The 20,592-nt window shown below is 35.6% G+C and carries 18 protein-coding genes and 1 other annotated feature; of the genes, 8 read left to right on the forward strand and 10 right to left on the reverse strand.

Annotation, left to right across the window (positions count from 1 at the left end; genetic code table 11):
* Positions 1-34 precede the first annotated feature (34 nt).
* On the reverse strand, positions 35-1,468 hold the full coding sequence (locus ACQKNR_RS13245) for an alanine/glycine:cation symporter family protein (protein WP_427318321.1): 1,434 nt from the start codon (positions 1,466-1,468) through the stop codon (positions 35-37).
* Positions 1,469-1,878: 410 nt separating this feature from the next.
* Here ACQKNR_RS13245 and ACQKNR_RS13250 point away from each other — a divergent pair, with 410 nt between their 5' ends.
* The 7 genes from ACQKNR_RS13250 to nprB all read left to right on the forward strand — a co-directional run bounded on the left by ACQKNR_RS13250 (position 1,879) and on the right by nprB (position 7,897).
* Positions 1,879-2,376: a cation:proton antiporter regulatory subunit gene (locus ACQKNR_RS13250; RefSeq protein WP_427318322.1), complete on the forward strand. Its 498-nt coding sequence runs from the start codon at positions 1,879-1,881 to the stop codon at positions 2,374-2,376.
* On the forward strand, positions 2,377-3,576 hold the full coding sequence (locus tag ACQKNR_RS13255) for a cation:proton antiporter (RefSeq protein ID WP_427318323.1): 1,200 nt from the start codon (positions 2,377-2,379) through the stop codon (positions 3,574-3,576).
* An 80-nt stretch (positions 3,577-3,656) separates the two neighbouring features.
* On the forward strand, positions 3,657-4,250 hold the full coding sequence (locus tag ACQKNR_RS13260; RefSeq protein ID WP_071748102.1) for a DedA family protein: 594 nt from the start codon (positions 3,657-3,659) through the stop codon (positions 4,248-4,250).
* Between the two features lie 137 nt (positions 4,251-4,387).
* A complete protein-coding gene (locus tag ACQKNR_RS13265) occupies positions 4,388-4,822 on the forward strand; it encodes a DUF3920 family protein (protein ID WP_427318324.1) in 435 nt (144 codons plus the stop codon).
* 109 nt (positions 4,823-4,931) lie between these two features.
* Entirely contained in the window at positions 4,932-5,342 is a 411-nt protein-coding gene (locus tag ACQKNR_RS13270; protein WP_427318325.1) for a MarR family winged helix-turn-helix transcriptional regulator, read from the forward strand.
* 51 nt (positions 5,343-5,393) lie between these two features.
* Entirely contained in the window at positions 5,394-6,092 is a 699-nt protein-coding gene (locus ACQKNR_RS13275; RefSeq protein WP_427318326.1) for a pirin family protein, read from the forward strand.
* A 155-nt stretch (positions 6,093-6,247) separates the two neighbouring features.
* Positions 6,248-7,897 carry a neutral protease NprB gene (gene nprB / locus ACQKNR_RS13280; protein WP_427318327.1) on the forward strand — a complete coding sequence of 550 codons (1,650 nt, stop codon included), beginning with the start codon at positions 6,248-6,250 and terminating at the stop codon, positions 7,895-7,897.
* 196 nt (positions 7,898-8,093) lie between these two features.
* On the opposite strand, the gene ACQKNR_RS13285 is transcribed toward nprB, so the two are convergent.
* The 4 genes from ACQKNR_RS13285 to ACQKNR_RS13300 all read right to left on the reverse strand — a co-directional run bounded on the left by ACQKNR_RS13285 (position 8,094) and on the right by ACQKNR_RS13300 (position 13,490).
* Positions 8,094-8,411 carry a metal-sulfur cluster assembly factor gene (locus ACQKNR_RS13285; RefSeq protein ID WP_000082521.1) on the reverse strand — a complete coding sequence of 106 codons (318 nt, stop codon included), beginning with the start codon at positions 8,409-8,411 and terminating at the stop codon, positions 8,094-8,096.
* A 118-nt stretch (positions 8,412-8,529) separates the two neighbouring features.
* A complete protein-coding gene (locus ACQKNR_RS13290; RefSeq protein ID WP_427318328.1) occupies positions 8,530-10,221 on the reverse strand; it encodes a methyl-accepting chemotaxis protein in 1,692 nt (563 codons plus the stop codon).
* 343 nt (positions 10,222-10,564) lie between these two features.
* The gene (locus ACQKNR_RS13295; protein WP_427318329.1) at positions 10,565-12,259 is read right to left on the reverse strand and encodes a methyl-accepting chemotaxis protein; all 1,695 of its coding nucleotides are present in this window, start codon (positions 12,257-12,259) and stop codon (positions 10,565-10,567) included.
* Between the two features lie 412 nt (positions 12,260-12,671).
* Positions 12,672-13,490: a class I SAM-dependent methyltransferase gene (locus tag ACQKNR_RS13300; RefSeq protein ID WP_427318330.1), complete on the reverse strand. Its 819-nt coding sequence runs from the start codon at positions 13,488-13,490 to the stop codon at positions 12,672-12,674.
* 114 nt (positions 13,491-13,604) lie between these two features.
* Positions 13,605-13,875, forward strand: a binding site (T-box leader).
* Between the two features lie 49 nt (positions 13,876-13,924).
* On the opposite strand from ACQKNR_RS13300, the gene metG reads away from it, so the two are divergent.
* Positions 13,925-15,559, forward strand: a complete 1,635-nt coding sequence (gene metG, locus ACQKNR_RS13305; protein WP_427318331.1) for a methionine--tRNA ligase — start codon at positions 13,925-13,927, stop codon at positions 15,557-15,559.
* A gap of 193 nt (positions 15,560-15,752) precedes the next feature.
* On the opposite strand, the gene ACQKNR_RS13310 is transcribed toward metG, so the two are convergent.
* The 5 genes from ACQKNR_RS13310 to ACQKNR_RS13330 all read right to left on the reverse strand — a co-directional run bounded on the left by ACQKNR_RS13310 (position 15,753) and on the right by ACQKNR_RS13330 (position 20,332).
* A complete protein-coding gene (locus ACQKNR_RS13310) occupies positions 15,753-16,655 on the reverse strand; it encodes an EamA family transporter (RefSeq protein WP_427318332.1) in 903 nt (300 codons plus the stop codon).
* A gap of 291 nt (positions 16,656-16,946) precedes the next feature.
* A complete protein-coding gene (locus ACQKNR_RS13315; protein WP_427318333.1) occupies positions 16,947-18,389 on the reverse strand; it encodes a sensor histidine kinase in 1,443 nt (480 codons plus the stop codon).
* Positions 18,367-19,032, reverse strand: a complete 666-nt coding sequence (locus ACQKNR_RS13320; protein ID WP_427318334.1) for a response regulator transcription factor — start codon at positions 19,030-19,032, stop codon at positions 18,367-18,369. The genes ACQKNR_RS13315 and ACQKNR_RS13320 overlap by 23 nt, the downstream gene beginning before the upstream one ends.
* 364 nt (positions 19,033-19,396) lie before the next feature.
* Entirely contained in the window at positions 19,397-19,858 is a 462-nt protein-coding gene (locus ACQKNR_RS13325; protein WP_427318335.1) for a L,D-transpeptidase, read from the reverse strand.
* 30 nt (positions 19,859-19,888) lie between these two features.
* Positions 19,889-20,332: a DUF3978 family protein gene (locus tag ACQKNR_RS13330; protein ID WP_427318336.1), complete on the reverse strand. Its 444-nt coding sequence runs from the start codon at positions 20,330-20,332 to the stop codon at positions 19,889-19,891.
* Between the last annotated feature and the right edge of the window lie 260 nt (positions 20,333-20,592).

Here is a 20,592-nt window from a genome sequence, read left to right on the forward strand (position 1 = left end):
AATATCCATCTCCAGCCACTGGAGCTTTTAATTATTATACAGCTTGTTTATTTTCTTCTACATCCTGTCCATCCCAACACTCCGTATTCTTTAAGTTAGGGATAGAACTTGCAATGAAAACAGGATCTTTGCCTTGTTTCTTTTGCTTTATATAGTCTACTAATGCTGCGTAGGCAAATTTGCTAAGGAATGAGATGGCAATTAAGTTTGTAAATACCATTAGTCCCATAAATAAATCAGCTAAACTCCAAACTGTTTGAAGGGCAGCGATTGATCCGAAGAACACCATTCCGACAACTGCAACGCGATAAATCATTAACCATGTTTTACTTTCTTTAATGAATGCGATATTTGTTTCACCATAATAGTAGTTTCCTAGTAAGGAACTGAAAGCGAATAGGAAAATAATAATCGCTAAGAAAGTGCTTGCCCACGGCCCAATTTGTGAACTTAATGCTTGTTGTGTTAATTCAATTCCTTGTAAATTTGATCCTTTATAAAGTCCAGAACATAATACGATAAATGCTGTTGATGTACATACTAAGAATGTATCTACGAAAACACCTAATGCTTGAACAAGTCCTTGTTTTGCAGGGTGAGATACATCTGATGTTGCAGCTGCGTTAGGAGAGCTACCCATACCTGCTTCTGTCGCGAATAAACCGCGCTGAATTCCGAACTTGATTGCTGCTCCAATACCACCAGCGATGGCTTGATCTAAACCGAATGCACCGTTAAATATTTCCATGAAAATGCTTGGTAACATATTGAAGTTTTTTATAACAACGAAAACAGCCACGCCGATATAAACGATTGCCATTGGAGGAACAATCATTTCTGTAATACGTGAAATGCTTTTAATACCGCCAAAAATAATAACTGCAACTAATAAAGCTAATAGAGCTCCTACGATAGTTCGCTCTAGTCCAAATGCGTTTTCAAACGCTATTGTTACTGTATTTGCTTGTACTGAATTGAAAATTAATCCGTACGCAACTGTAATAAGAAGTGAAAACCAGACACCCATCCAGCGTTTGTTTAATCCTTTTTCCATGTAATATGCTGGTCCACCACGGAACCTGCTTCCATCTTTTACTTTATAAATTTGTGCGAGCGTACATTCTACGAAACTAGTAGCTGCTCCAAGGATAGCGATAAACCACATCCAAAATACTGCGCCGGGTCCACCCATTGAAATTGCTAGTGCTACACCGGCTAAGTTCCCGATACCGATGCGTGCCGCTGCACTTAAGCAAAATGCTTGGAACGGGGAGATGCTATCTTTCTTCTTTTCTTTTCGATTAAATCCTTTACTAATTAAACTGACCATCTCACCAAAATGAGTAATTTGGACAAATTTCAATTTAAAAGAGAAATAAAGACCGAAGCCGATTAACATTGCAATAAGAATATATGACCATAAAATATTATTCGTTACCTCAAGGAATCTGCTAAAGATATCAACCATATAATACACTTCCTTTTTTTCGTAATAAGAAAATTATATGCAAAAAATATACCAGAATCAATTTTTCTAAAAAATTATGTTACTTAAATGTGTTTTATGTTATGATTAAGTTACATCGTAATATTTTTAGAATTATTTACATTTTAAAAAACTAAATGTAAAGCGAGAAAGAGGGGATAATTTGAAAGAAGAAACTTTATTGAAAGTAAGCCTTGAGAGTCTAAAGATGAGAAGTAATGTATTTTTTATCATTACATCTTCAAGTATTTTTCTAGGAGCCACTTATTATTACAATAAAAGATTTCCAAATCATAGGTATACGGAATGGTTAGAATTTCTAAAATTGATTGGATGAATAAAAGACAGAAAAACAGAAAATTTAAATAAAAATTGTTGAGGAGGAGCTAAACATGAATATTAGAGAAAGTGAACTTCCAGGTATTGGTTATAAGTTTCAGGTTGTTACGAAAGGTAACGAAAAAATGGTGATTGTCATTCATGATGATGGGCGTAGAGAAATGTATCATTTTGATTCAGACCATGAAGAAAGCATCTCAAGTATTTCATTACGTGACTCAGAGGCAAGACAAATTGCAGCAATATTAGGGGGGATGGTATATAAGCCTAGAGCATTAGAAAATGTTGAAATGGTTTTTGAAGGTTTAGCGATTGAGTGGTTCAAAGTGGAGAATACAGCTCCAGCAATCGGAAAAACAATTGGCGATCTTGAAATAAGAAAAACATATAGCGTAACGATAATTGCAGTTATGAAGAAGAATATGAAAAAGCTATTTAATCCGGGACCAGAAACGGTAATTGAAGAAGGCGATATGCTTGTAGTTTCAGGTGAGAGAGAAGAAATTAAAAAAATTATTAATGAATTACTTTCGAATAGGGGGACTGACTAGATGGATACTTTAATTTTTGAAGTTGGTACAGCTTTAGTTTTAGTGGCAATTGCGGCAGTAATTGCTGGAAGGTTTAAATTCTCAGTAATTCCTTTCCTAATTGTTCTTGGCATGTTAGTAGGGCCGCACGCGCCGACCATAGGTGTTATCGATCTCAAATTTATTGAAAGTGCAAGTGTAATATCCTTCCTTGGAAGAATCGGCGTTCTGTTCCTTCTCTTCTATCTAGGGCTAGAATTTTCGATGAAGAAACTAATTAAATCTGGACGTTCTATTGCGATTGGTGGAACAATCTATATTTTAATTAACTTTTCACTTGGATTATTATACGGATTTATAATGGGATTCCCATTACTAGAAATCTTAATTATTGCGGGTATTATTACGATTTCTTCTAGCGCTATCGTTGCTAAAGTGTTAGTGGATTTAAGAAGAACTGGTAATAATGAAACCGAACTAATTTTAGGAATTATTATGTTTGAAGATATATTCCTAGCTGTATATTTATCAGTCGTTTCTGGCTTAGTTCTTGGGGATCACGCTTCCTTCTTAGGTGCTCTCACTTCAATTGGAATTGCTTTAGGATATATGCTTCTATTCTTTGTAGTCGCTAGAAAAGCTACTCCGTTATTAAATAAATTGTTGAATATTAGTTCAGATGAAATCTTTATTATTGTAGTATTTGCTTCGTTATTTTTCATTGCTGGTTTTTCAGAAACAATTCACGTTGCAGAAGCAATCGGAGCACTTCTTTTAGGATTAGTTTTCTCTGAGACAGAGCATAGTGAACGAATTGAACATCTTGTTGTTCCATTTAGAGATTTCTTCGGAGCTATTTTCTTCTTCAGTTTCGGATTAAGTATTGATCCGTTTTCATTAGGCGGGGCAATATGGTTAACGTTAGGGGCTGTCCTTCTTACTATAATCGGTAACTTCGTAGCAGGGATGATTGCAGGGCGACAAGCTGGATTATCTCATAAGGCATCAACGAATATTGGATTAACAATTGTTTCAAGGGGAGAATTCTCCATTATTATGGCCAATATCGGTATCGCCGGTGGTTTAATGTCAGTGTTAAAACCATTCTCGGCACTATACGTGCTTATACTATCCATTTTAGGGCCACTTCTTACGAAAGAATCTAATAATATATATAAATTCTTGAATAAGATCTTTAAGTGGAATACGAAAACTAGCTAAATTTTTAAAAATAAAAGTACAAGATACTCACTGCTTGTACTTTTATTTTTGGTAATGAAAACAGTAAAGAGAGGTAAATGATGTTAGGAGAGTTGATTCATTCAGTTTTAGTTTTTCTAGAAGGACTTGGTTATTGGGGAATTATGCTTGGATTGATGTTAGAGGTTATTCCGAGTGAAATCGTATTGTCTTATGCAGGCTATTTAGTATCAACAGGAAGCATTACATTTTGGGGTGCTGTTGCGTTTGGTACAATTGGCGGTGTAATTGCACAACTATTTATTTATTGGATCGGTCGATACGGAGGAAGACCTGTTCTTGAGCGATATGGAAAATATATTTTGATTCAGAAGAAACATATTGATTATGCGGAAGCATGGTTTAATCGATACGGAACGGGTGTTATCTTTACAGCGCGTTTTATCCCTGTTGTGCGTCATGCTATTTCCATACCAGCGGGTATTGCAAAAATGTCACATGCTAAGTTTATTACGCTAACTACACTAGCTGTTATTCCATGGTCAATTGTGTTTGTATATTTAGGCTTTAAATTAGGAACAGAGTGGGAAAGTATTAATAAAGTAGCTGGTCCTTATGTGAAATACTTTGCACTTGCTGCTATTGTTTGTGCACTTGGTTACTTTGTACTAAAAAAAATGATGAAAAAAAAGTGATTACGGAAAAAGAATCTATGCCGACATAGATTCTTTTTTTATTGTCATTTTTTAAAGGGTAAAAGAGTATGTTTAATATTTACCATATTGTGGCATATATATAGAAAAAGAGAGCTTGGAAAGGGGAATAAAAAGAAATGGAACTCCAGTTTCAAAATGTATATCAACAGACGGAGAATTGGTATGTGTTGGATTCGGAGCTTCCTTGGGATGTCAAAAAGCTGAGAGATGATTTGTTTTCACTTATTGAAGTATGTAAAACGCCAGTTATTTTTTGTGATACATGCGACGCAAACAATGTACTTCTATCATTAGGAGAAGAGGAAGAAGAGTTTCTATTCCCGATAGGTGGTTTTTATCATAAAGAAAAACAATTAATTTTCATTTGTATGTGGGAAGAGTATGAGCAAGTGCTCAAAACACTTTTGCATGAATTTCGCCATGCGATGCAGCATAAGAGAGAAGAATTGTATGTTGGAAGTAAAGCGTACGAAGAGAGATGGATTGAGAAAGATGCGAGGAAGTTTGCGGAGAGGAAATTGGATGAATATAAAAATAGAAAATTGATGTAAAGCATAGTGAAGAAATAGCACTGTGCTTTTAATGCTTACTAAAAATAAGTAATTGACTTTTATGAAGTTTAGTTCTAAACTAATGATATCAAACGAGTGAGGTGATGGAATGAAAACAGAAGATAGACTAGGGCTACTATTATGGTTTCGTTTATCACGTTTTTATAACAAGAGTATTCGTGAGACGAATCAGCATTTGAAAAAATGGAATGTATCTGCCGCTCAGTTTGATGTGCTAGCTCAAGTTGGAGGACATGATCGTTTAACGCAGCAAGAGCTTGGAAATAAGCTATTTGTTACGAAGGGAAATGTCACGCAGCTTTTAAATAAAATGGAACAGCTGGAGTGGATTCATCGTGAACAAGAAGGTACTACGAAATATATTTCGTTAACAGAAAAGGGAAGAGCCTTATATGAGGAAATCGTCCCGCCTCAAGAAACGTTCCAAGCAGAGCAGTTTCATAACTTAAATATAGAAGAACAAAATCAATTATTAAAATTACTAAAAAAATTACAGTAAGAAAAATTTTTGAAATAAATCTTGAATTCGAGATAATATGAGGTGAAGGATATGTTTAGAAAAGTTGATCATAAAAATATGGGTAGAGCAAATCACGGTTGGTTAAATACACATTTTCATTTTTCATTTGCAAATTATTATAATCCAAATAACATGAGCTTCGGAGCGTTACGTGTTATTAATGATGATTTAGTAGCAGCACAAACTGGTTTTGATATGCATCCGCACCGTGATATGGAGATTATTTCTTACGTTGTAGATGGTGCTTTAACACATGAAGATAGTATGGGAAACCGCGGAACGATTGAGCGTGGACATGTTCAGTATATGAGTGCTGGTACGGGTGTATTTCATAGTGAGCATAATTTAGGAAATGAAACACTACGTTTATTGCAAATTTGGATTTTACCAGACCGCGCTGGCCATAAACCAAATTACGGTGAGTTTAAATTTGATTGGATCAAACGCGAAAACGAATGGTTCCATATGGTATCTCCAATGGAGGGAGATGCACCAATTCAAATTCACCAAGATGCGAATTTATATTCTTTATCATTAGAGGCTGGAAAAGAAATTCATTTCCCTGTGAAAGAAGGCCGTCAATTGTATCTTGTACAAATTGAGGGAAGTAGTGTAATAAATGGTGAAACACTTGTTATGCGTGATGCGGCAGAAGCGGTAGAAGAAGATATTCACATTCAAGCGAAAGAGCAATCACACTATTTAGTAATTGAATTGAAAAAACAATAACATATTTATGAAAAGAGGGCACCCGATAGGATGTCCTCTTTTTTAATTGGAATTGTCTGAAAAATGTTTCTCAAATTTTGTGTAGAGGTATCAGATTAAAAAATAAGAATTGTATAAAAGTGTCAAAAATCTTTATGGGAATGGGGAATGTTATAGTGAAAAAGCAAGTCATTTCATCAGCACTAGCGTTAACTGTTATCGCAGGGGGATTTGGAGCATTTGGAGCAACGACAACGAAAGCGGAAGAACAAAAAATTCAATATCATCAAGAATTTAAAACACCTGCATACATAGGTGAAGAATGGAAAGCGCCGGAAGGACTAGATAAAAAAGAGACGGTCTTTCAATATTTAGAGAGTAAGAAAGATATGTTTAAACTAGCAGGAAATATTGAAAAACATTTTAATGTCGTTGGGGAAGAAAAAGATGCGGAATCTGGTACGACACATGTGAAGTTAGTTGAGAAGCATAATAACATTCCTGTGTACGGTTCAGATCAAACTGTCACACTTGATAAAGAGAATAATGTAAAAGCATTTTTCGGACAAGTAATTCCGAATTTAGATGATAAAAATATTCCTGCATTTGCAAGCATTAGTGCAGAACAAGCAGAAACGATTGCAAAGGCAGATATTGAAAAAGAAGTTGGGCAAGTAAAGAATTATGATGGTGTGAAAAAAGATTTATTTGTATATGAAAAAGATGGGAAGTACTATCTTGCATACTTAGTTAAAGCATCGATTTCTAAACCAACTCCAGGATATTGGCATTATTTTGTTGATGCAACAAATGGAAATGTTATTGAGAAATATAATGCTGTAGATCAAATTACTGGATTTGGCTACGGAGTATTAGGCGGTAGACAATCATTTGAAATTGCTCAAGATGAGAAAACAGGAGCGTTCAACTTATTTGATGGTAAACGAGGACAAGGTATCCATACATTTGATGCAGAGAATATGGATGAAAACTGGTTTAATTTATTCTCGCAAATTTTTGGATATACAGGAGAAGAAGTTGAAAGTAAATCTAAGTTCTTCGAAGATAAAGCGGCAGTTGATGCGCATGTAAATGCAGGAAAAGTATACGATTACTACAAAAAGACATTTAATCGAAATTCCTTCGATGATAAAGGTGCAAAACTTATTTCTACTGTTCACGTAGGTACAGCTTGGAATAATGCGGCTTGGAACGGTGTGCAAATGATGTATGGTGATGGAGATGGTAAGACGTTTATTCCATTGTCTGCTGGCCTAGATGTTATCGGTCACGAATTAACGCATGCTGTAACTGAACATACAGCAAACCTTGTTTATAAAAATGAACCGGGTGCGTTAAATGAATCGTTATCTGATATTATGGGTGTCATGGTTGAGAAGAAGAGCTGGGATTTAGGTGCTGATATTTATACACCTGGTAAACCTGGTGATGCACTTCGTTCTCTGAAAGATCCAGCATCTATTCCAAACCCATTAAAACCAAGTGAAGGTTACCCAGATCACTATAGTAAACGTTATACTGGAACAGCTGATAATGGCGGCGTTCATATTAACAGTAGTATTAACAATAAAGCTGCATATTTAGTATCTGAAGGTGGAGATCATTACGGCGTGAAAGTAACGGGAGTAGGTCGTGAAGCGACAGAAAAAATTTACTACCGCGCTCTTACGAAATATTTAACTGCAAACTCTGACTTTAAAATGATGCGTCAAGCAGCACTTCAATCAGCAGAAGATTTATATGGTAAAAATTCTAAAGCTGTTCAAGCTGTAACGAAAGCTTATGATGCAGTAGGCGTAAAATAATAAGAGAAAAAGACCTGACTAGGCTGTCAGGTCTTTTCTTTATCCCGCTATTTGCGGGCAGTAAGACTCCCACCTCAAAATTCGGCTGGAGCAAAGAAGTTAGGTGGGAGATCAACTGCTCGTAAAAGCCCGATTGGTTTAACTAATAATCAGTGGGGGATGAATAAAACCCCCACTGATTAACGTTTCACTTTATTTAGTCGCGAATACCTAATGCGATTTTCGCCATACGTGACATACGTTCTTTCGACCATGGTGGATTCCAAACGACATTTACTTCTATTTCATTTACTTCAGGTACGTTCGTTGATAATACTTTTTTTACGTCTGACACGATTTGGCCAGCCATCGGACACCCGATAGAAGTCATCGTCATCGTAATGACAGCATTATTATTTTCATCTGCTGTAACATCATAAACTAATCCAAGGTTGATAATATCAACACCTAGTTCAGGGTCAATAACAGCTTCTAAGTTCGCATATAACTTTTCTTCAAATGCTTGTTGTGACATGTGTAGCACCTCCTACAAATCGATGATATCGATTCTCATTATAACGGATATATGTATAATGTGCAGGGAATGAGCTCAAAAAAAATATTCCTCTTGGAAGAGGAATGTTTTTTGAAAGCTATTCAGTTTTAAAATGAGATACAAGTTGGTCTAATTCTTCAACCGTTTGTTTCATTTGTTTTGCAGTTACTGTCATCTCATTCATAACAATAACCTTTTTCTCAGCAGATTGTGCTGTTGAGGCTGTTTCACTAGATACTTCATTTGAAATAGAAGAGATGTTATTAAGTGAAGCGTTCATTTCTTCTGCGCTTGCAGCCATCTCTTCAGCGGTTGCTGATATGTCTTGAATTTGAGTAGACACTTTATTTACTTGTTCAACAATTGTTGTGAAAGAAGTACCAGCTTCACGAATGACAGTAATGCCTTCAAATGCTTCAGAACGACCTTGAGACATCATAGAGCTAGCGGTTTCTGTATCATTTTGAATTTGATGTAGTAATTGGTTAATATCTGTTGCAGCAGTTTTAGATTGTTCCGCAAGCTTACGAACTTCATCAGCTACGACAGCAAACCCTTTTCCTTGTTCACCAGCACGGGCTGCTTCAATAGAAGCGTTTAAAGCAAGTAAGTTTGTTTGTTCAGCGATATTAGAAATAGATTGTACGGCTGTATCAATATATTTCGTATGAGTGATTAGACGTTCGACTACTTCTGATGTAGCATTTACAGCTTCGTGTATCGTTGTCATTTGTGAAACGGATTTTTGGATAACAGTACTTCCGCCATTCGCATGTTCAGACGTAGCGACAGCAAGTTCGGCTACAGATGAAGCAGATTCTGCAATGCGTTGAACACTTACTGCCATATCATCCATTGCAGTTGAACTTTCCTCCATACTAGAAGTTTGAGATTGAATACTTGCATTTAAGTTGGACATCGAGCTCTGAACTTGTATTGTTGCCTCGCGTGATGTATTTGTTTTTTCTAGCATATTTTCAGAAGCATGTTGTACTTCAATAGAAGTTTTTTGAACGCGCTGAATGATATGCTGCAGGTTTTCTAACATTTTGTTAAATGATGTTGCAATCGCACCAATTTCATCATTGCTATTTACTTGTAGGCGAGCTGTTAAGTCACCTTCTTGAGAGGATAATTCTTTTAGTTTAATATCAATTTGCTGAATTGGTTTTACTAGCTTACCAGAGAACCACCATGCAAGAATAATTGCAGCGACAATACAAATAACAAGTGATAAGAAGACAACATATTCAATGCGGAGTGAAGATTGATCGATTTTTTCGATGGATTGTTCACGTAATTTAGCCTGTTCATTACTGTAATTTGTGAAATCACCAATTACTTTATAGACAGTCCCATTTTCTGTAGAAGCTACTTGTAAAGCCTCTTCCCACTTTTGTTCTTTTGCAAGAGTGAACACTTTCTCTTCAACGAACTTTCTCCAAGTGGAACCTAATTCCATTGTGCTTTTCACAGACTGCGAAAGATTTGGATTAGAAAGAAGCTTATCTTTTGAATCCTCAAGACGTTTACTCATCTCATTAAACTTGTCCAATTCGACTTGATCATGTTGTAGTAAATAACCTCTTAAAGCAGAGAGTTGTACTTGATAAGCATCTCCGCGCTCTTTTAAGTTTGTTGCAAGCGGAGAAATCTCTTTTTGTAGTGCTTCAGCTTTATGTGACTGATCAATAGTGAAGTATAAAATGAATGCTAAGGCGATGCCAAATAAAGCACAAATCGTTCCCATAATGAACAGAAGTTTTTTTCTGATACTTATAAAATTCATATAATAAAAAGCCTCCTTTGTGAAATCTTAGTATTAGAATTAATTGATTTAAAAAGTTGAAAGAAAGCTTTACTCCAGTGGGAATAAAGCTTTCTTCTTTCCTTTAGGAATTATAGCAGACGGAATGAGAGATAGAAAGATATATTTTAAAGCAAAAAAGAGAGATTGAAAAAATCTCTTTTTCTTATATTTATCCCGCTATTTGCGGGCAGTAAGCCTCCCACCTTAAAATTCGGCGAATGCGAGGAAGTTAGGTGGGAGATAACTGCCCGTAAAAGCCCGAGTGGTGTGGGCTAATAATCAGTGGGGGATGAACAAAACCCCCACTGATTAAAGTTTCACTTTATCCGTTCGTTTTGAAATGAGAAACGAGAACTTCAAGTTCTTGTACGGCAGTTTTCATTTCTGATGATTTTGTAGCAACGGCATTCATTGCACTTACTTGATCACCAGCTGAATGGGCGGTTTGTGATGTTTCAGCAGCGACTTCATTTGAAATAGAAGCGATATTATTTAAAGCTGCGTTCATTTCTTCAGAACTTGCGGCCATTTCTTCAGCAGTGGCAGACATTTCCTGCATTTGCGTAGAGACTTTGTTAATGTGGTTAACAATTTCAGAGAACGATGCCCCAGCAGTGCGAATGACTGCAATTCCTTCAGAAGCTTCTGATTGCCCTTGTGTCATCATTTCATTCGCTATTTTTGTATCGGCTTGAATTTGATGAAGCAACTGGTTAATGTCAGTTGCGGCTAGTTTTGATTGTTCAGCAAGTTTGCGTACTTCATCGGCGACAACTGCGAACCCTTTACCATGTTCACCAGCGCGAGCTGCTTCAATGGAAGCATTTAAAGCGAGCAAGTTTGTTTGCTCTGCGATATTAGAAATAGCTTGAAGAGACGTATCAATATCGTTCGTATGTGTAATGAGTCGCTCTACTACTTGTGATGTAGCGTTAACGGCTTCATTAATTGTATGCATTTGTGTAATAGACTTCTCAATTACTTTATTCCCATCACCTGCTTTTTCTGAAGTTGTAACAGCTAAGCTAGCGACAGAGGAGGCGGATTCTGCAATACGCTGAACACTCATTGCCATATCATCCATTGCGGTTGAACTTTCTTCGATGCTAGACACTTGTGAACGAATATTATAATCAAGAGTATTCATAGTCTCTTGGATTTTTGCAGTAGAATTCATAGATGCAGTTGTTTCGATAAACATGTTTTCCGATGTTTCTTTCACACTTGTTGACGTTTGTTGAACTTGCTGGATTATATGCTGTAAATTGGCAAGCATTTGGTTAAAGGAATTTGCAATATCACCGATTTCATCTTTACTAGTGACATGTAATCTAGCAGTTAAATCGCCCTCTTGAGAAGCTAACTCTTTTAATTTCTCATCAATTTGTAGAATTGGTTTAACGAGTTTACCAGAGAACCACCATGCTAATAAAATAGAAGTTAATGTACATATAATAAGTGAGAAGAAAATAATATATTGGATAAGAGATGAAGAATATTGAACGTCAGCAATTAATACGTCACGTTTTTCATTTTCTTCATTCGCATATTTAGTAAAACGGCTTAAAAGATCATTTACATAATCTGTTTGGGCTAGAGCGATTTTGGAGGCTTCATCCCATTTTCCTTCACGTGCAAGAGGAAGGACCTTATTGTCTATGACGCTTCGCCATTTTGCACCCATTAAAATGGCCTCTTTCATTCCTTCTGGTAGCTTTTTGTCACTTGTTACTTTCTCTCTAGTATCAGCCAACTTTTTTCCTTCGCGGTTGAATTTATCCAGTCCTTTTTGATCATGAGATAGTAAATATTCTTGTAAACCAGCGACCTGTGCTTGGAACCAATCACCACGTTCTTTTAAAATAGTGGCTCTTTTTGATACATCGTTTTTTAATGTTTCGACCTCATTTGCTTGGTTCATCGCGAATGTAAGAATAATAATTAGAGCAATGCTAAATAAGGAAGAAATGCTTAAGAGTGTGAACAGTATTTTTTTTCGAATACTAACATATTTCATCGTTATCCCTACCCTCTTGAAACTATTTATTATAATTTATAAATATTAATAACGGAATTAATAAAAATATTATTATGAAGTTATTAATCAGTTCAATGAAAATTATAGCAGATAGTGGAAGGAGGCAGATTGATATTAGTAAATGTTCTTAAAATGTATACATTTACCTATTAAAAAATCTTAAATAAAAATAAGCAATGCTATTGTAATTCGAAATAACATCATGTATACTTCTAATTAGTTGATAACGATTATCAGTATCAACTAAAACATTACTCTTCGTTATGTTGGTCATACCCCTTTTTGACGACGTAAGTCAGAGACAAAATGTTGAAATATCTTGTGTCCTATTCTACAGAATTATGGTAATCTCCAACCTCAACTTATATGCGTGAGCATGCAAAAAAGGATCCTATCCGTGAAGGGATCCTTTTTTGCATGCTGTCGCAATTAATGTATATAGACCGGGTATTCGTTCTTCAATTCCTTCCGGTGCAGTAGAGGGGAAGACCCATCTTTGATGAGACCCGTGTTCTTCCACAAGCTTTTCAATTTTAAAACTTGCGGATGCGAGTGTTGTAATAATTTCTCCTAACGTCCAGCGGCGAATATTTGTTTTCGGCAATGATTGTTTTTGTGCTTCCGTAAGAAGAGCGCTGTAAGCTACATCATCTTCAATAAGTTCTTCATTGAAATAATTTCCATTTGCCCGAAATGATGGATGATCTACACCTAATAATTTGGTGTAAACGGGATGATAGTCACGAAGGATAAGCATTCCATCTTGTTTAAGTAAGGTAGCAATTTTTTGAAAGAGTGGCTTTAAATCTATAAAGTAATGAAGTACACCAAGTTCCAGTAATACGATATCAAATGATTCGGAGAAATCTATATCTAATACATCAGAGACGATGTAATGGATATAGACACCTGCTGCTTCAGCAAGCTCATTTGCATATTTTGCATTACTTGCTGAAATATCAACAACTGTTACGTCAGCTCCTAAAAGGGCGAGAGCGACGGCTTTATTTCCTTTTGAGCCGAGTAAATTAATAATACGTTTTCCTTTTGGAGATTGTATGTAAGGTAAATAATGTGCTACTTCGCGCATGGGATCTTCCATGAGCTTTTTCGCATAATCCTCTGGCGCCCCGTGGCGATTCGTCCAAGCTTCATAAGCGGCTGCATTCCAGCTTTTTTTATTCATCGTGCTTAGTTGCTTTTGATTCAATGTTATCACTCCTTTTGTGAACGTATAGTTATTCGGCAGAGGGATGGGATTTCCTTTTCTTTTTAAATTAAAGTTTGATTTTTCTGTTATTTAGTCGTAAAATACGTGTTATACATAAAAGCGTTGAAAAGGAAAAGTAGGATGAAATCATTCTTTCCAGAGAGCTTCGGTAGCTGAGAAGAAGCAAGAATATTCATTTGAACAATGGCCTTTGAGCTTCGTCCTGAACTTATTAAATGATAATAGTAGGCGGCGACGAGAGTTGGTACTCGTTATCAAAACCACAGTATAAGAGCATATAGCTCCGTACTTGTTAAGGTCAATTATGTGAGTAATTGGCGAAATAAGGTGGTACCGCGACTGTTTATACAGCCCCGCCCTTATCTTTTTTAGATAGGGGCGGGGCTTTTTATATTTTAAAGGAGGAATGTAAGATGAGTATTTTTATTGGAGGCGCTTGGCCGTATGCAAATGGTTCGTTACATCTTGGGCATATTGCTAGTTTGTTACCAGGAGACATTTTAGCGCGTTATTACAGGGCAAAAGGTGAGAATGTGTTGTATGTTTCAGGAAGCGATTGTAATGGAACACCGATTACAATTAGAGCAAAACAAGAAGGTGTGACGGTGAAAGAAATTGCTGATAAGTATCACGAAGAGTTTGAGCGATGTTTTCGTAGCCTTGGTTTTACTTATGATTGCTATACACGTACGGATAGTGAACACCATCGTGAAACTGTTCAAAAAGTTTTTTTGCGACTATTAGAAGAAGGTCATATTTATAAAAAAATAGTCGAACAAGCTTATTGTGAAACGTGTACGCAATTTCTACCTGATCGTTATGTGGAAGGTATTTGTCCGCATTGTCATGAAGGGGCGAGGGGGGATCAATGCGATGCTTGTTCCGCTATTTTAGATCCACTCGATTTGTTAGAAAAGAAATGTAAGTTATGCGGTAGTACGCCATCCGTACAGGAAACAGAGCATTTCTATTTCGCATTGCATACATTTCAGCAGCAAATTAAAGAGGCTGTAGAAACTGCGAAACAAAAAGGAACTTGGCGCGACAATGCCATTCAATTAACTGAACGATATGTAAGAGAAGGATTACAAGATAGGGCAGTGTCAAGAGACTTACCAATCGGGGTTCCAATTCCAGTAGCAGGATACGAAGATAAGAAAATTTACGTATGGATTGAAGCGGTGACAGGATATTATTCAGCAAGTAAACATTGGGCTGAAAAAACAGGGAAAGATGATCAAGAGTTTTGGGATAGAGAAACGAAAACATATTATGTGCATGGGAAGGATAACATTCCATTTCACTCCATCATCTGGCCAGCGGTATTACTTGGGATAGGAGGGGAAGCAGTTCCTCGTCATATCGTTTCGAATGAATATTTAACAGTTGAAAAAAGAAAGTTATCGACAAGTAAAAACTGGGCAGTATGGGTACCTGACATATTGGAACGCTATGATTCAGATTCTATTCGTTACTTTTTAACAGTAAATGCACCAGAAAATCGGGATACTGATTTTTCATGGCGTGAATTTATTTACAGTCATAATAGTGAATTGTTAGGTGCATATGGGAACTTCGTGAACCGGACATTAAAGTTTATTGAAAAGTATTATGATGGTAATGTGCCGGAGGGAATTATTAATGTAGAGCTAAAGGACAAGGTAGAAGGATTATTTAAAAATGTAGGAGAGGCGATTGAACAAACTAAATTTAAGGTGGCGCTAGAGACAATATTTGATGCAGTACGCTTCGCAAATAAATATTTTGATGAAAAGCAGCCTTGGAAGCAAAGAGAAGACGATCCAGTTTCATGTGAAGAAACAATTTATAATTGTGTTTATCTTATCGCTAATTTTGCAAATCTCCTTGAACCATTTTTACCGTTTTCAAGTGAAAGAGTTAGAAGTACATTATCGATTGTTAAACAAAGTTGGAAACCTCAAAATACGTTGCCAAATCGAGTTGATAGCGTGCAGCCATTATTTGAACGAATCGATATAAAACAAATTGAGTATGAAATAGAGAAGCTATATGGAGCGGTAAAGTGATATAGAGAAAAAGACCTTTCAAATAAAGTGAAACTTTAATCAGTGGGGGGTTTGTTCATCCCCATTGATTATTAGTTGAACCAATCGGGCATTAACGGGCAGTTGATCCCCCACCTAATTTCTTTGCTTTCTCTGAATTTTGAGGAGGGGGTCTTACTGCCCGCAAATAGCGGGATAAATGAAAGGTCTTTTATTATGCATTGTATACGCGATTATGTTTTTTTCCTTTCCTAGCCATAAGCAGCTGAGGTGTGAAAATACCAAGCAATATAAAGATGATTCCAAGCCACTGCATAGGTGATACAACTTCATTAACAAGTGTAATAGAAGCGATAATAGCAGTTGGTAATTCAGCTGCACCTAAAATAGTGCCAAGTCCTATTCCGACTTTTGGAACACCTATGGAAAAACAAATGACAGGTACAACAACGCCAAACAGTCCGAGGAAGAAAGCATATTTCCATAGACCTGCTTGTAAAGCGCCATCCGTTAAAAAGGTTGGCGGGAAGAATAGGCATACGATAAGAGTAGCACTTGTTGTCATAAGAAAGCTTTTCGTATAAGGCGGAACATCTGTAGCAACGCGCCCACTTGCAAAAACATAGAATGAAAAAGAGACAGCAGCTAATAGTCCAAAGATAATACCCTTCGTAGAAAAATTTTGTCCGAGACCTTCAAAGACACCGCCTGCAAACAATGTACCAGTAAATAAAATAATAATAGATATAACTTTCTCGCGGCTTGGGAATGTTCGATTTGCAATAGCTTCAATGACTACACCAATCCATGTGAACTGAAAGAGTAGGACGACAGCGATAGATGCTGGTAGTTCTTCTACAGAAATAGCATAGAAAATACCTGTCATACTCATCGTTGTACCGACTGTTAGTAAGGAAAAGAACTGCTTTTTTGTTACTTTATGGCGTGAAAAGAAAAGAACGAGCAGAAGTAGTCCAATCCATCCGAAGACATATTGTCCTCCTAATAGTTGATGTGCTGAAAATCCGTCAATGAATCCGAGTTTGAAAATAGTTGAAAGTACGCCGTAGCTACAAGCTCCAAATAAAACGAGTAATGAATACTTAAACTTTTCCATAAAGATCCTCCTTATAAAGTGAAACTTTAATCAGTGGGGGGGGTGTTCATTCCCCACTGATTATTAGTTGAACCAATTAGGCGTTTACGAGCAGTTGATCTCCCACCTAACTTCTTTGCTCCAACTGAATTTTGAGGTGGGAGTCTTACTGCCCGCAAATAGCGGGATAAGTAATAAAAAACGCCCGCTATCCAAATAAGGACAACGGGCGAACGAAACAGAGTAAGAAACTCTACAAAATTCCGCCACTCATACGAAGGATGAGTTTGGGGTATGAAATTAGAGTAGGTTTTACATTGCTTTTGGGAATACAATAGAGCACTTTACACCTTGAGGCGTGTTTTGTATCCCATAAGGAAACTGATGTTTATCTAATATTTGTTTTACAATATATAACCCAAGACCACTACCTTGTACTAAGCCATGCTTGTCAGGGTTTGCGCGATAGAATGGTTCAAATAAATGAGCAAGTTTGTCCTCATCGATTTGTGAACCTGTATTTAATACTTCTAATGCGTAACCGTTTGGCTTTTCATAGAGCTTTATATAGACATGCTGGTGGTCAATTGTGTAATGAATTGCGTTTGAAATAATGTTAAAAATAGCAGTTTGAATAAATTTAGGATCAGCTAAAATTTGTACATCTTGTTTAATGTTAGATTGAACATTTAATTGTTTTACAGATACAAAATAATCTACTTTCTTCATAACATCCTCAATAATATTAGTTAATGAAATAACTTCTAAATTTGGTTTAAATTGAGGGTTTTGTATTTTGGATAATTCTGACATTTTTTCCGTTAATATGTTAATATCTTGCATCATCTCGTAGGAACGTTTTAAATACTTATCTCTATCTTTATAAGCTCCAATTCCGTGAATCATGCCATCGAGTTGTCCCATAACGGCTGCGATTGGTGTTTTTAATTCATGGGATACCATAGACATAAATTCTTTACGAGATTGTTCTAACTGTTGTTCCTTCTTGAGCTCATTTCTTAAATCTTGATTTGTTTCATGTAAATTCTTCACAATATGTGGGACCTGTGAAGCAGCTACTTGTAAATTGAAATCTGTTGAATCTGTATTTGTATTTAGTGCTTTTTTATCTGAGAAATCAAGATTCATAATATCTTTTAAAGCATCGCTCATATATTGAAAAGGCTTGGCAATTAGCTTTGCATAAAGTAAAGATCCGAGCAGAGATAATGCAAGCATTGTCGCGCCAATATGTGGAGCTAATTGTTGCAATGCATCTGTTAACTTTGGATTATCATGTGTATCATTTGCTTTACTTGCTGCATTTTGTGTATGTAAGGCATCTTTGTTAGTAACTTGCTTTTCGGCTTCTGTAAGTGGAGTCGTTGTGTTACTTTCCTCCGAAATATTTTGTGTATGTTCTTTTGCTTTTGCAGTTTGGCTAGGTTGCAAAAGGTGATTGATGGCTGTAGAGAGAGCTTTCATGTCTATTTGAGAAGATTGAAAATTAGAGATGCTACTCTCTGACACAGCCTTATTTTGCATTGCTTTACTTTGGTCGTTTTTTTTGTCTGAATCCGCTTGTGCTGCAGTTTGCGTTCCAGATGCTTTCGCATAACGATCTTTATCGTAATTTGAGGCTAGAAAATAAATAATTTGATAAAGACAAAGTGATAAAAGAATACAAAATAATAAGGTTTTGATGAAAATATTTTTGGTGATGTTGTCTTTGCTACGCTTCGATTTTGTAGCCAATGCCTTTCACCGTTTTAATATAAGGAATTCCTAATTTTTTTCGTAAGTTTTTAATATGTGTATCTATAACTCTTACATCACCATAATGTTCATAGCCCCATACCTTATTCAACAAATCACTTCTTGATAATACTTTTCCCCGATTTTGCAGTAAAGTATATATAATTTCAAATTCTTTTGTTGTCAATTCAATTTGATTACCATGAACATAAGCTGCATATGCTGTAGAATTTAACATCAATTCGTGGAATTGTAGTATAGTTGCAGTTTCTGCTTCCTTCGTTGCTGCCCTTCTTAATACAGCTTCTACACGCTTAATAAATACCGTGTAATGGAACGGTTTTGTAATATAGTCATCAATACCTAATTCAAATCCTCTAATTTCACTTTCTTCATTATGTAAGCCTGTTAACATAATGATTGGTACATCAGATTGTCCTCGCATAATTTTACAAATACTATAGCCATCTATATCTGGTAACATCACATCAAGGAGGACAAGATCGTATGAATTTTTTTGGAAAAGAAGAATGCCTTCTGTTCCAGCACCAACTACATCAACGGTAAAGTTTTGTGCCATTAGAAATTCACGAATAAGTTCTTGTATATCTGGGTTGTCTTCAATCACCAGTATATGCGTCATAGTAACACCTCCTAAATAACGCTTTTTACTGCAATATTCGAATTCATCATTTTTCGGATGACTCAGATTGTTTATACATATAATAAGCCCCCGCCATAAAATAATAATGAAAGTAGCAAGGGGAATTGTTTAGTATCACTGAATAGTTCAGAATTACAGTAGTTCTATTATATTATGTATTGTAAAATTTATAAAATGTTATAACTGTATAATTTTAATATCCATGTTTATCAATGTTTTGGTATTGTTTAACACAATCTATTCCCATTATATATGTAAATACAGTTGTTTTGCTACTGTAAATGAATAAATAAAATAAGCCAAGACATAAAATTCTTGGCTACACGTAAATCTTGTTCTTAGGTTAGTTTACAGTGACAGTAGCTTGTTCGTGAATACGCTCAAATAACCAATGTATATCATTGTTATACATACGAATACAACCAAGTGTTGTCGCTTTTCCAATTGCTTGATTGTTGTTAGTTCCATGAATCGCGTAAGTTGTTCCATAAGTCCCTGCCATATTTAATCCGAGCCAACGGTCACCAAGTGGATTACGTGGATCGCCGCCTTTGATCTTTCTTGTATAATAAGGGCGGTTTTTAATTTTATTTACGATTTGAAAAGTACCTTTAGGTGTAGGTGTAGCTGCTTTGCCAGTAGCGACAGTAAAACTTTTTATGAATTTCCCATCTTGATAATAATCCATTTTATTTAATTGCGTGTTTACGATAAGTTGTTCTTGCGTTGTAGCTGCCTCCGCATTTGCGAATGGAATAGTTAAAAGTCCTAATGATAATAGAGCACTTAATAATAGTTTTTTCATTATATTCTCCTTTTACTCATTGTAATAGTCTTACATACAATGAATTTGTAATCCTCGTAATGTTTGATTTATATTTTCATCTAATGTTTCAAAGAAGGTAGTAATCTTTGTATTACATTTGTTGTTTTTATCAATAAGTAATCTTTCATTTAATAAAAGTTCACCATGTAGTCCAAAACTTTGAATTTGAATATTTAGTTCATCTTCAGTTTCAGAAATGATTGGTAAGAAATAGTGAAAAGCTTTCGTTGGAATGATGTAGCTTTTGCCAATCATGCTTTCTTGATTTGAATTAACCCATTTTCTCGTGACAATTTTAATGCTCTTTTTTGAAACGATAAAAGATAGTGTTGTAGATTTTGTTAAACTTACGTCAAATTCATTTGTTTCACAGATATGCAAATTAAAAGCGGTTTCATTTTGATGAGATTCAACATTTGTATTAATAAAATCATGCATTTTATAAGCATCCATTCATATTCACCCTTTTTTTCAATTTCGAAAAGCGACTTATATTTATTCAATTTATTGTGTAGTAATATATTGGTTAAATTTTTCAACAAATTCCGATATAATCTTACAATACGTATATGAAGCTAATATGAAGTTAGTATGAGTTTGTGGTGGTTTTTTATAGAGAACAAAATGAGGCGATTTTTGAGTGTTAAAAACTGGATAAAAATTGTATATTAATGGATTTTATCTGTGCGATAGATAGTTGTTAGTCTGTTTTA

This window comes from Bacillus sp. NPDC094077, assembly GCF_050279465.1.
Classification (GTDB): Bacteria; Bacillota; Bacilli; order Bacillales; family Bacillaceae_G; genus Bacillus_A.

Coding starts and splice junctions, on each gene's coding strand:
- ACQKNR_RS13245 (WP_427318321.1), bottom strand. CDS start 1,468: ATGGTTGATATCTTTAGCAGATTCCTTGAGGTAACGAATAATATTTTA.
- ACQKNR_RS13250 (WP_427318322.1), top strand. CDS start 1,879: ATGAATATTAGAGAAAGTGAACTTCCAGGTATTGGTTATAAGTTTCAG.
- ACQKNR_RS13255 (WP_427318323.1), top strand. CDS start 2,377: ATGGATACTTTAATTTTTGAAGTTGGTACAGCTTTAGTTTTAGTGGCA.
- ACQKNR_RS13260 (WP_071748102.1), top strand. CDS start 3,657: ATGTTAGGAGAGTTGATTCATTCAGTTTTAGTTTTTCTAGAAGGACTT.
- ACQKNR_RS13265 (WP_427318324.1), top strand. CDS start 4,388: ATGGAACTCCAGTTTCAAAATGTATATCAACAGACGGAGAATTGGTAT.
- ACQKNR_RS13270 (WP_427318325.1), top strand. CDS start 4,932: ATGAAAACAGAAGATAGACTAGGGCTACTATTATGGTTTCGTTTATCA.
- ACQKNR_RS13275 (WP_427318326.1), top strand. CDS start 5,394: ATGTTTAGAAAAGTTGATCATAAAAATATGGGTAGAGCAAATCACGGT.
- ACQKNR_RS13285 (WP_000082521.1), bottom strand. CDS start 8,411: ATGTCACAACAAGCATTTGAAGAAAAGTTATATGCGAACTTAGAAGCT.
- ACQKNR_RS13290 (WP_427318328.1), bottom strand. CDS start 10,221: ATGAATTTTATAAGTATCAGAAAAAAACTTCTGTTCATTATGGGAACG.
- ACQKNR_RS13295 (WP_427318329.1), bottom strand. CDS start 12,259: ATGAAATATGTTAGTATTCGAAAAAAAATACTGTTCACACTCTTAAGC.
- metG (WP_427318331.1), top strand. CDS start 13,925: ATGAGTATTTTTATTGGAGGCGCTTGGCCGTATGCAAATGGTTCGTTA.
- ACQKNR_RS13310 (WP_427318332.1), bottom strand. CDS start 16,655: ATGGAAAAGTTTAAGTATTCATTACTCGTTTTATTTGGAGCTTGTAGC.
- ACQKNR_RS13320 (WP_427318334.1), bottom strand. CDS start 19,032: ATGACGCATATACTGGTGATTGAAGACAACCCAGATATACAAGAACTT.
- ACQKNR_RS13325 (WP_427318335.1), bottom strand. CDS start 19,858: ATGAAAAAACTATTATTAAGTGCTCTATTATCATTAGGACTTTTAACT.
- ACQKNR_RS13330 (WP_427318336.1), bottom strand. CDS start 20,332: ATGGATGCTTATAAAATGCATGATTTTATTAATACAAATGTTGAATCT.